The sequence below is a fragment of the Achromobacter sp. genome (assembly GCF_050285585.1).
In the GTDB taxonomy this organism is placed as follows: domain Bacteria; phylum Pseudomonadota; class Gammaproteobacteria; order Burkholderiales; family Burkholderiaceae_B; genus Achromobacter.
Map to the genome: position 1 here is coordinate 1 of NZ_JBLZXF010000066.1, position 10122 is coordinate 10122.

Sequence of the window (10122 nt, forward strand, 5' to 3'; positions counted from 1 at the left end):
GGTTCCTCCACGTAGTCCACCCCTTCCGGCGCCTGGCTTTTCTCGCCTTGCGCCGTGCCCCACCCCATGGCGTATTCCCGGTAGTAACATTTCTAGAGTGCAGACTGGTATCAACCAGTTCAAGCCGAATTCTCAAGCTCATGATATAAAACGACTTTTGTGAAAACAAGTGCAAGCCGGTTCACACCAAGCGCGATCCAACTTGTACCCTGAGATGTACCCCGGAGCCCCAGCATGGCAACAAACGTCCTGAGCGACCGAAAGGTGACCACCGCGAAACCGCGTGACAAGGAATACCTGCTCACCGATGGCGCCGGCCTGTCCCTGCGGATCCGGCCAGACGATTCCCGCCTCTGGATATTCCGGTACACGTCCGCCGCCGGCAAGCCGGCCAAGAAATCCCTCGGGCCTTACCCCGACGTGTCGCTGCAAGAGGCTAGGCTGAAAGCCGCGCAGATGCGCCAGCAGTTGCAGAAGGGTATTGACCCCGGCTCGAAGGTGGAGGGACGACCGGAGACGGTGCAAGCCCTGTTCGAAGTCTGGGTACGGGATTCCCTCTCGAACCGACGGAACGCCAAAGGCGTGTACGCGTCCCGCTCGCGCATGGGGCGGCACGTTCTCGCGGCAGCCGGGCAAGATCGGATCGCATCATTGACCAAGGCCCGAATCCTCGAACTGCTGGCTCCGATCGTGCGCGCCGGCCATGGCCCCCAGGCAAACTGCGTTCTCATCGACACCAAGCAGATGCTGGACTACGCCGCGGAACGGGAATGGATAGAGGCGAACCCGGCCGCGCTGATCAAGAAGGCCGCGGTGGGCGGCAAGGACGTCGTGCGCGACCGCGTACTGGATGCGGACGAAATCCTGATGCTGCGCGACAAGCTGCTGGCGGCCACCGGCATGACGCTGTACGCGCAGGCGGCCTACTGGATCGCGCTGTCAACGATGGCGCGCGCCGGCGAGATCGCCGCGGTGCGTGAAAGCGAGATCGACTGGGATGCTCAGGAATGGACGATCCCGGCGTCGAAGAATAAATCCAACCGCGAGCACACCATTCAGCTTTCGAACTTCGCCCTCTACTGGCTGTCGGTGCTCCGACAGCAGGAAAGGCCCGGCGACTACCTAATTCCTGGCAAGGGCGGCCTCGGCCATGTCTCATACCGGTCGTTCAGCCACCAAGCCACCATGCGCCAGGAGAGCGCGAGCAAGGGCCAGGGGCTTGGCGTGCGCGGCGAGCTGTCGTTACCCGGCGGCCCCTGGACTACGCACGACCTGCGCCGCACCGGCGCCACCATCATGGGCGAGCTCGGCGTTGCCGAGAACGTCGTGGAAAAGTGCCTGAACCATATGGAGCAGTCCAAGCTGGTGAAGGTCTATCAGCGCCAGCGTATGCTGCCCCAGCGCCGCGAAGCATTCGACATGCTGGGCGCCTACCTGACAAAGCTTGTAGGTGACCCGAACACCTGGGGGCCGGTTAAGCTGAAGCCCGGACGTCCCAAGGTCGTGCAACTGCGCGCCGCGTCCTGAGCCGAGAGAACATGGAAGACAACGGAATTCTGGAACAGGTGCCTGGCCCCTACGTCGCCGAGGCCATGAAAACGCTGCCGCCGGCTGGGACCGCCGAGGACCGGGAATACGAGGTCGTCATCGACGCGGGCCATGCCGGCCGGGTCCGGCTGTTCTTCCGCAAGCAGAAGGCCCGCCGCGGCAAGTTCAGCCACTGGTTCTGGCAGGCGAAGCGCGCGGAGAAGGCTTAGGCCGAAAGTAGAACATGATGCAGATTGGTACACTATGCGCCACATATCGGAGGCTTTATGTTTGAGCAACTGTTGAAACGGATAAAGGAAAAGCTTTTCCCGTCCAATATTGACAGCACCGCCTATCAAGCCGGTCGCCGCGCATGGATAGCTGGCGAGGTTCATAACCCGCACATCCATGGCACGCTGTATTACAAATCCTGGGCATTGGGTGCGCATGACGCGCTCATGGACGAAGCCAAGGTTTATTGATCTCGGGGTGCGATAGCTCGCAGGCTGTCGTAAGCCCGCTCGCAGGTCAATCCCGCGATGCGGGCACGGTCTGCAATTCCCGCAAGCTCTTGAGCTCGTTCGCCAACCCGGCCGAGCATGTAGGCGAGCAAATCGACGGCATCGGCCCCTGCCGGGCTTCCGTCGGCAGCGGCGGGATCTCGGGCGGCTGCGGTGTGAGCCAGCGCGTTTGTGCGGGCGCGCAACCGGCCAAGCTCACCGCGAACACCAGCAGCATCGGCAGCCGCGGCAGCAGCTTGTTTCTGAGCATCATCACGGGCATTCTCCACCGCGGCAGTGCGCCGCCGTCCTTCTTCTCGGGCCGCCTCGACGGCGGTAACAGTGGCCTGGGCCTGGGCGTATCGCTCCTTGGCGAAAGCCGCCTCGGCCTTCGCCTCGTCCGCATCGGCCCACCAGCTGCGCACTATCCAGGCCGCGCCGCCAGCGATGAGTGCGCCAGCGAGCGCGGCAGCGGCGTAGCCCTTCCAGCCCATCAGCGCTGAAGGCAAACCCATGTGTCCACCTCACGGCGCGTGACAAGGCCTGGCAGCGTCACCAGCTTGCCGCCAACCCGCCCCTTTACCCATCGGTCCAGTTCAGCGCAGCCACCGTCGTAGTCCCGTGCGTTGAATCTGCGGCGCATGGTTGATTCGGCCAGGTTGCCCGCGCCCAGGTTGTAGGTGTAGTCGATGAGCGCGGCGCGCTGCCAATCGTTCAGCGGCACGGTAATCAGGCGCCGCACTGCCGCGTCAGCAATCGCCAAATCGGCGTCGCGCCAGGCATCGCATTCGGCGTCCGTGTAGATCCGCTTCGGGTCGATGTCCGGCCCGGTATGGCCGTCGCAAACGGTCAGCACGCCCACCGGGTCGATGTAGGGCTTGCCCCGCACCTTCCCCGGTTCGAAATGCGCGACCAGTACACCAGCGATTGCGAGCGCGCCGGCGCCTGACGCCACCAGAATCTTGCGTTTCAGCTCGGCTGGGATCATTTGATCCCTCGCCACGCCGAGTACGCCGTGATAATCGCGGTGCCCAGGCCGACGATGTAGGCCAAGGGTTTGGCCAGCCGGCCCAACCCTTGCAGCACCTTGAAGCCGCCCGACAGAGCCTGGAACGTGTCCACGATGTCCTGCGTGTTCTGGCGGATCGTCTCGATGGAGGACGTGTTCCTGGCGGTAGCTTCCGCGTTGTGGGCCATGTCTTGCTCCATTTGCACGACTCGCGCGTGCAGCGATTTGATGAACGCGTCGGACAGATGCTCGTCGGCCATACCTATCTCCGCACCAGTATGGAGTCCAGGTATATCTGCTTGATGTTGCTGGCAGAGGGAACCGAGAAGACCGATACACCGCTCCCCGACACATAAACCGGGAAGGTGGTATAGGTGTTGGACGTCGTGACGGCGGCGCAGATGAAGAACTTCCCACCGCCCATATTGATGCCGGCGCCCGTGCTTGCGATCTGGCCGGTAGCCGTCACGCCAGAAACGCCGATCACGCCGTTGAGCGCGATCATGTTGTCGCCCAGCGTGACGGCATTCGGGGTGACCTCGCCGGCTACGGTGGTGGCGCCGCCAGAGAGCGTGAGATTGCCCTCCCCGTTCAGGATGATCTGGCCGAACTTCTTGCCGGTGCGCTGCGTGCCCCAGGCCGTCGCCAGCACCATGGTGCGGAAGGCATTGCGTACGTTGAAGTTGTCCCACTGCCCGGAACCGAGCAGCGTAGCCGGAGCCGTGCCGGTGATCGCCGAATCCGTGACGATGAGGTTGATGCTCTCAAGCAGCCAGTTGACACTCGATGCATCGATTGATACGGCCTGGCCGCTGGCGGGATTGTCGGCAGTGACGCCGCGTATGCGCGTGTCGTAGGTAGTGCCGGCCATCATCACAGCGGCGGTGGAGTTCTGCGCGCCCACGACGTCACTGATAGTGCAATCCACGACGTATGGCGCGCTCGACGTGCCGAGCACGCGAACAGCGCACAGACCGCCGAGATAATAAACGCCGCTCACGCGGATGTTGACGGCGTTCACGCCCTCGGCGTGGATCCATACCGCACATCCGTAATCCGAAAGACCGCCGCGGCCTTGCACATCGCGAATCTCGATGTTGTTCACACTGGCGTCTGCAACATCGCCGCCGACTTCCGGCAAGCTGGATTTGGGGTAGACGACCGCGGTCTTGATGTTGCGTCCGCGCACGCGGCTGATGAAGCCGTCTCGGCTCTTGGATACCACTCCGTAATTGTGGTTCGCGACGTCAACATCGGTGATGGTGTGGCGAGCGAAGCCCTCTACGAGCAAGCCGTGCGATGAGTCGGCATCGGTGCGTGCGATGCTGCCCAGCCGCTCTAGCACGCATGAAACTCCCACTCGCCCGACCTGGGCGTCAGCGACGAAGCCTTCCTTCTTCGTGGCAAAACGCGACACGTCCACCGTGAAGTCGGCGCAGTACATGTGGTCTGCACGCAGCAGCAGAGATCCCAGCAGGATAGTGCCGGTGCCGTCTACGGCCTGGGTTGTCGCATTGTTGAATGCGGCTTTTCCCTCACCAATGACGCAGACTTTTTCGCCGACGATACTGAAAAATGAATCCCCCAGATAATACGTGCGACGTTTGAGCCGGATGTACCCGTGCGCGTTGTGCATCGCGTAGAGCGCGGCGCTGTCGTCCGTGATCCCGTCGCCTACGGCGCCGAAGTCCTCCACGGTCACATCGAGATTGAGCAGCTTCTGCCGAACAGTCTGGGGGATCGCTCCGCTTCCGTCTTGAATAAATCCGACCATGCCGGCGCCGTTTGCGGGAATCAAAACATCGGCCAGCCGTTCCACTACAAACTGCCCCGACCCATCCGTGGATAGGTTCGAGAGTGCATCAACAACGTATTTCTTGTTTACTGCGTCAGCCATTGCAACTGGGTCGCCGAGATCCTCGATTCGGTTGTTGTTGGCGCGATAGCTGCCCATTCCGTCGACGTCGTAGGGGCCCAGCACCAGCGCCCGGCGAATCCAGCCAAAGGCGCTCTTGATGGCAAGCCAGAGGCGGTCAAAATCGAAATTGACGGTGTCGGCGAAGAGGTCGCCGTTGTCCTGGTAGTCGATCGCGCGAGCTGCAATGACCGACAATTCCATCAGGATCGGCGCGCCAGAGGCTGGCGGGACCACGAACATCACCGTGCCGCCTTGCGCTTGGCCCAGGCCGCTTACGCTGTACTGCGATGGCGCCAGGACACTATCGGAGACGGAGACCCGAATGTCGCGCGCCTCCAAGCACAGGAAATCGAAGGGGAAAACGACCGTCACGCCGTTGCCTACGGCCTCGGTCCGGGTATTGGGATTTGCAGGGACGGTCACGGCAAGGACTCCGGCGCACGCGCCGGCCTTGCCGGCGGCTAGGTTTCGAGGGTGACCTCGTGCACACCCCCTGTTGGGCGCCAATCTTCCCGCCCACCCATGGCCGAAATCTCGGCTTTTTCCCTCACCATCCGGCCGATGCGGACCGGAGCCTGCAGGATGGCGCCCGCGCCGCTATCCAGATAGTCGTCTGGCTGGTTCTGCACTTCCGGATTCCAGTCCTTCATCTGGTCCCACATGGGCCCGTCCAGCACGTCCACGTGCGCCCAGAGGACTCCCGATTTCATGGGTGGTTCCAGGCCATCGAGGATGCGCGGGTTTTTCTGCCCGGTGACCTGCACGTCGGTCACCCCGCAGCTCAGCCCCTCCTGCTTGAGCGCCTGGCGCAGGAGCTGAGGGACGAAGGCGCCGTTGCCGTTCGTCTCGACATAGACGTTGGGGATGTTGAAGCGATCGATCAGTGCGCAGGCCTGCATGACCTGGCCCCCGATGATCTTGGCGTTGCGCGCGTCCGAAAACTCGGCAAACTCGCCCATCATGGCATCGGCGACATGCCAGTAAACGTTCCCCGCCGCGTCGTCCAGCACTAGGGAAAAGGCCGACACGTCGCCGCGGATTTTCCCCAGGGCGCAGTCCCAATAGGCGCGGGCGCTGACGATCTGGACGTTACCTAGCATCATGCGCACCGAACGGTTGGCGAGCTCGACGCGCGGGTGAACGGCGTAGGGCTTGATTTTTTCGGGGTCCAATCTCGACTCCTTGATGGGCTTGGCCTGGAGCTGGTATTGGGAGTCCCAATAGTTCAGCGTGCGGGTCTTCTTGCGCCGGATCTCGATTTCCGCGCGCGTGAAGCGCTCCGGCCACGCGCAGCGCGCGTAGATGTCCAGCACGGCGCCGCCCGGCGGCTGGGCGAATACCACCTCGCCGCGCTCGTACCGGTAGCCGCTGCCTTCCACCAGAAGCCGGGCATGCTTGTAGATGCCCAGCATCACGTACAGCCCATCGGCCGCCGGCTTGAACGGGACCGGGTAGCGCGTGCGCTTGGTGGTGTCTTCGTACCGGATCTGGTCTTCCAGCAGCGGGATGGTCAGAGACGCTGCGCCGCCCGCGATCATTTCCGGGTAGATGGAATCGTGCGTGTGCGGCGTGCCGATGTATGTTTCCTGGCCCCCCGGCACCAGGATGAAGGTTGCTTCCTGGATCTTGGCGCGCAGGTTCTCGCGGGCGTCCGCCGTTTTGATGTTCTTCGGAACCTCGACGTCGTCGTAATCGATGTCGCGCGCCCGGGCGCTAGTGACGTTCTGGTTCACGCCCACGGCGGTCATGCTGGCGTTGCGAGGGTCATTGGAACCAGACACCCAGAACATTTGCGAGCCGGGCTTGGTGGGCAGCATGCCACCACAGAGGGGGTGCCGGCGCAACACGTTGATGGTGTCGCGGGTCAGCTTCTTGGCCAGCGGCCCGTCGGCCGCCCAGATAAGCGACACCCAGGTGCCGTCACAATAGAGCTGCCACGCTTTGTATACGGCGTAGATGGTGGACTTGGCCGCACCGCGGAACACCTGCAGCACGCGCACCGGGTCGCTGCAAGTTCCAAGCCAGTGGCAAATCCGGACGTGCAGGTCTGGAACGGTCCAGCCCTGCACCTTCGCCCACATCAGGAAGAAGGCCAGGAAGGAAATCTTGCGCTTCATCGTGTGGCGCCGGCCGCCTTCTGGACCTTCTCCAGGAACTTGGCCGCCTCCTTCTCTGCCCGCTTGACCTCGCCTTCCAGCCCGTCGTCGGCCTCGGGGTGATCGTCCACCGCCGCCGCGCCGCCGTCGCCCGCCGTCTGGCGCCGCGTCAGGTCGATCAGGCTATTCAGCTTCATGGCAAGCGTGACGGTGGCGATGGGGTTTTTCTTCGCCCAGAAGCGATCCCCCCGCGTCTGCGCGTCCATCTTGTTCGGGTCGACCCCATGGCCCGGCCAGTTGTCCGGGTTCATTTCCTGGACCAGCACGTCGATGAGCTTCTCGGCATACTCGGTCAGGCGCTCGAATTGGTCTTGACGCATCAGCGGCTCCAGGCTTGGGAAAGGTCGGGGCCACGCTCCGGCAAGCCCGGGCCGAGCTGCCACCAGTAATCCTGATCGTGCTGGCGCGCGGCGAGGCGTTCCACACGGCTCAAGTATCCCGGGCTGAGGTTTTCTTGCAAGGCGTGAAAGAAGGTGTGGTCGATGGCGCCGGACAGCCACCACAGGTTCTGATACGGTAGAGTGCCGCGGATCGTGCGTGCCGCGCCTGCGCCCAGGTTCAGATCGTCGCCGCTGGCCGCGCGCCATGCGTTCTCGACGCCCAGGCCAACCACGTCGAAGAGCGTTCCGGCAGTCGGGCCCAGCACGGTGCCGCCCACGGATGCGGCGAATCCGCCCGGGGTTTCCCGCGGATCCTGGAAGAGCATGTCGCCCACGATGGACAGGCCGCCTCCCTGCAGCAGAGCTTCGGACCAGAAGCGGCCGCTGTTCACCGCGATGGGGTCGCGGCCCGACAGCATTTCCTTGATCTGGAAGGCGACGCCGCCGGCAATGGTGGTGCCCAGCATGATGGCCGTGCCGTAGGCCAGGCGGTTGGCCGCGGCGGGCGCGCCATCTAGCCCGCGCGGTGCGTCGATCATCCGGCGGTAGTGCCGGGAAATCATGGCCATCGGGAAGCTCTTGAACTGCATGACGGAGCGCGCGAGCTCGCCGCCGATCGTGCCAGCCTGCTGTCCGCCCCAGGTCTGCGCCGCGCGCGTCGCCAGATCAGGGTTGATCACCGCATATTCCGACTCGTCGCGGATCAGGCCCAGCACCTTGGAGACCAATTGCGGCGCATTGTCGGCACCGGTGGCCATGATCGCCTCAGGCGTCAGGTACTGTTGCCCGCGGTACTCGGTGGGCTGCACCCGGCTGATGACAGCCCAATCGTCCTCAGTGATGCCCTTGCGCGCAAGGTGGGAACGGTCCCACTCGGTCAGCGTGCCCCACTCCTTGCCCGCCATCTTGCCAAGACCGCCCATCATGGTCATCTGGAAGGCGCGGCGCATGCTGTCCGTCCAGGCGTTCATCAGCGACAGCTTCATGACGCTGTTGGAAATCTTGCCGGACCAGTTATTTCGGATGTGGTCCCCGGAAAACCGGTTCAGGTCGGACACAAGGGACTCGGCGATCAGGCCGTGCGCGTTCAGGAACTCCCGAGTTTCGCCGCTGGCCTGGGCGCCGATGTTCTTGAGCGCCTGCCAGTAGGGAAGCTTGTTGTAGCCCGCGGTCGTCAGGTAAGTGGGAATATCGGAAAGCGACGCCCATACCGCGCGCCCCAGCTTCGACGCAACATTCAGGTTGCGCACATCCGAGGCGACGCGCGCCAGGCTGGCGTTCTGCACTGCGCCGGCGTTGCCGGTCAGGACGTCGAAGTAGGCCTGCGGCTCGTTGATGAAGGAACGCTTCACGCCGCCGTCCTGTTTCTCGGCGATGTCCGCCTGGACCCGGAACTGGTGGGCCGGGTTCGGGCCGTAGCGCTCGACCAGCGCGATATCCCGCGCCAGCCCAGAGATGTGCCCGTTCATGGCGTCGTACATGCTGCCCTGGCCGTAATCGCTCATGTATTCGACGTAGGCCTGGCCGTCGCGCCAGTGGAGCTGCCGGGCTTGGCTGCCGCGGTTGGCGCGCGCGCCAGTGCCGCGAAAGCCGCCAGGCTCCAGCTTGTTCAGCCCGCCCGAGGACAGGGTTTCCCAGGTGGCGCGCAGGAATGCCGTCATTTCCGCGTCGTCCATCAGCCGGCCATCCGGCCGCACGTAGCGGCTGCGGTCCAGCTTCGGCAGCGTCTGCTGCACCCATGTGTCCTGACCGGCGGCCAGCACGCGGCCCTGGTCGCTGCCCTGCGGCAGGTACCCGTATTCCAGGCGTCCGACGTCGCCGCCCGCGTTGTTGAACCGCTGGCGCATCGTCTCGACTGTCGTTCCCCAGGCCTTGGCCGCTTCCACCGCCAGCCTGTTGCCCGTGCCGCCCTCGCCGCGCGCGAACACCTCGACGGCCAGGTCACGCGTCATCTGCGGGTTTTCGACGTCGAACAGAAACTGGAGCGCGCGGCGCCCCGCCGACACTCCCTTGGACGAAGACGCGGCATCGAACAAGCTGCGCAGCTGCGACCAGTATTGGTCCTTAACGCCCTTGATGTAGGCGTCCGTCTGCTCCATGTGCCGAACCAGGGCGCGGGACCGGCTGTCCCCGAACAGATCCTGGATGCCAGCTATCTCCGTGTCCACGTCGGCGCGCTTGACCAGTTGGAGCTGCTGGCGCTGCAACTTCAGGCGGGCTTCGGCCCGGGCGTCCTGCATGGCGCGCTCGGCGGCGGCCAGGGTGCGCTGAGCGGGTGTGAGCGCCAGCCAGGCGGCGCGGTCTTGCCGGGCCAGCGCTTGCGCCGTGCCAGTGACCCGGTCATCGATCGCTTTTATTTCGGACTGGCTAAGGGTGCGGCCGGCAGCCGCGTTCACCTGGTCGATACATTTTTTCAGCATGTCGATTCCTTAGGCCGCGCTGATGAAGCAGTTGGCGGCCACGGCCAGTAGGTCGGCGTCGGCGTCGTCCTTGGCCAGTTGTTCGTTCAGGCGGCGGATTGCCTCGGAGAGCGGTACGTCTTCCGCATCGCCGTCCATGCGCACCGGCAGGTCCGGCTGGGCGGCTTCGATTTCCGCCAGGCGCGTCGTGACATAGGCGTCGCTGGTGGCTT

Annotated in this window: 11 protein-coding genes; 3 read left to right on the plus strand and 8 right to left on the minus strand. The window is 64.0% G+C overall.

Going from position 1 to position 10122, the window contains the following annotated elements; all coding sequences use genetic code 11:
- Positions 1 to 234: 234 nt before the first annotated feature.
- Genes ACN6PJ_RS30425 through ACN6PJ_RS30435 form a run of 3 tightly spaced genes read left to right on the plus strand, consistent with a single transcriptional unit; the run spans position 235 to position 2009 of the window.
- Positions 235 to 1527: a tyrosine-type recombinase/integrase gene (locus ACN6PJ_RS30425; RefSeq protein ID WP_427999383.1), complete on the plus strand. Its 1293-nt coding sequence runs from the start codon at positions 235 to 237 to the stop codon at positions 1525 to 1527.
- Positions 1528 to 1538: 11 nt separating this feature from the next.
- The gene (locus tag ACN6PJ_RS30430; protein ID WP_427999384.1) at positions 1539 to 1757 is read left to right on the plus strand and encodes a hypothetical protein; all 219 of its coding nucleotides are present in this window, start codon (positions 1539 to 1541) and stop codon (positions 1755 to 1757) included.
- Positions 1758 to 1814: 57 nt separating this feature from the next.
- The gene (locus ACN6PJ_RS30435) at positions 1815 to 2009 is read left to right on the plus strand and encodes a hypothetical protein (RefSeq protein WP_427999385.1); all 195 of its coding nucleotides are present in this window, start codon (positions 1815 to 1817) and stop codon (positions 2007 to 2009) included.
- Here the strand turns inward: ACN6PJ_RS30435 and ACN6PJ_RS30440 are convergent.
- From ACN6PJ_RS30440 to ACN6PJ_RS30475, 8 genes are all read right to left on the minus strand, one after another.
- The gene (locus tag ACN6PJ_RS30440; RefSeq protein ID WP_427999386.1) at positions 2003 to 2542 is read right to left on the minus strand and encodes a DUF2514 family protein; all 540 of its coding nucleotides are present in this window, start codon (positions 2540 to 2542) and stop codon (positions 2003 to 2005) included. The genes ACN6PJ_RS30435 and ACN6PJ_RS30440 overlap by 7 nt on opposite strands.
- The gene (locus ACN6PJ_RS30445; RefSeq protein ID WP_427999387.1) at positions 2521 to 3015 is read right to left on the minus strand and encodes a lysozyme; all 495 of its coding nucleotides are present in this window, start codon (positions 3013 to 3015) and stop codon (positions 2521 to 2523) included. The genes ACN6PJ_RS30440 and ACN6PJ_RS30445 overlap by 22 nt, the downstream gene beginning before the upstream one ends.
- The gene (locus ACN6PJ_RS30450; protein WP_427999388.1) at positions 3012 to 3296 is read right to left on the minus strand and encodes a hypothetical protein; all 285 of its coding nucleotides are present in this window, start codon (positions 3294 to 3296) and stop codon (positions 3012 to 3014) included. Before ACN6PJ_RS30450 ends, ACN6PJ_RS30445 begins: the two co-directional genes overlap by 4 nt.
- Before the next feature lie 2 nt (positions 3297 to 3298).
- The gene (locus ACN6PJ_RS30455; RefSeq protein ID WP_427999389.1) at positions 3299 to 5377 is read right to left on the minus strand and encodes a hypothetical protein; all 2079 of its coding nucleotides are present in this window, start codon (positions 5375 to 5377) and stop codon (positions 3299 to 3301) included.
- 38 nt (positions 5378 to 5415) lie between these two features.
- The gene (gene terL / locus ACN6PJ_RS30460; RefSeq protein ID WP_427999390.1) at positions 5416 to 7071 is read right to left on the minus strand and encodes a phage terminase large subunit; all 1656 of its coding nucleotides are present in this window, start codon (positions 7069 to 7071) and stop codon (positions 5416 to 5418) included.
- On the minus strand, positions 7068 to 7430 hold the full coding sequence (locus tag ACN6PJ_RS30465) for a hypothetical protein (RefSeq protein ID WP_410366870.1): 363 nt from the start codon (positions 7428 to 7430) through the stop codon (positions 7068 to 7070). Before ACN6PJ_RS30465 ends, terL begins: the two co-directional genes overlap by 4 nt.
- Complete coding sequence (locus tag ACN6PJ_RS30470) at positions 7430 to 9910, minus strand: hypothetical protein (protein WP_427999391.1); 2481 nt, start codon at positions 9908 to 9910, stop codon at positions 7430 to 7432. Before ACN6PJ_RS30470 ends, ACN6PJ_RS30465 begins: the two co-directional genes overlap by 1 nt.
- A 9-nt stretch (positions 9911 to 9919) precedes the next feature.
- The coding region (locus ACN6PJ_RS30475; RefSeq protein ID WP_427999392.1) for a hypothetical protein at positions 9920 to 10122 on the minus strand (203 nt) is incomplete at its 5' end.

Coding starts and splice junctions, on each gene's coding strand:
- ACN6PJ_RS30440 (WP_427999386.1), bottom strand. CDS start 2,542: ATGGGTTTGCCTTCAGCGCTGATGGGCTGGAAGGGCTACGCCGCTGCC.
- ACN6PJ_RS30430 (WP_427999384.1), top strand. CDS start 1,539: ATGGAAGACAACGGAATTCTGGAACAGGTGCCTGGCCCCTACGTCGCC.
- ACN6PJ_RS30425 (WP_427999383.1), top strand. CDS start 235: ATGGCAACAAACGTCCTGAGCGACCGAAAGGTGACCACCGCGAAACCG.
- ACN6PJ_RS30470 (WP_427999391.1), bottom strand. CDS start 9,910: ATGCTGAAAAAATGTATCGACCAGGTGAACGCGGCTGCCGGCCGCACC.
- ACN6PJ_RS30465 (WP_410366870.1), bottom strand. CDS start 7,430: ATGCGTCAAGACCAATTCGAGCGCCTGACCGAGTATGCCGAGAAGCTC.
- ACN6PJ_RS30450 (WP_427999388.1), bottom strand. CDS start 3,296: ATGGCCGACGAGCATCTGTCCGACGCGTTCATCAAATCGCTGCACGCG.
- ACN6PJ_RS30445 (WP_427999387.1), bottom strand. CDS start 3,015: ATGATCCCAGCCGAGCTGAAACGCAAGATTCTGGTGGCGTCAGGCGCC.
- ACN6PJ_RS30435 (WP_427999385.1), top strand. CDS start 1,815: ATGTTTGAGCAACTGTTGAAACGGATAAAGGAAAAGCTTTTCCCGTCC.
- terL (WP_427999390.1), bottom strand. CDS start 7,071: ATGAAGCGCAAGATTTCCTTCCTGGCCTTCTTCCTGATGTGGGCGAAG.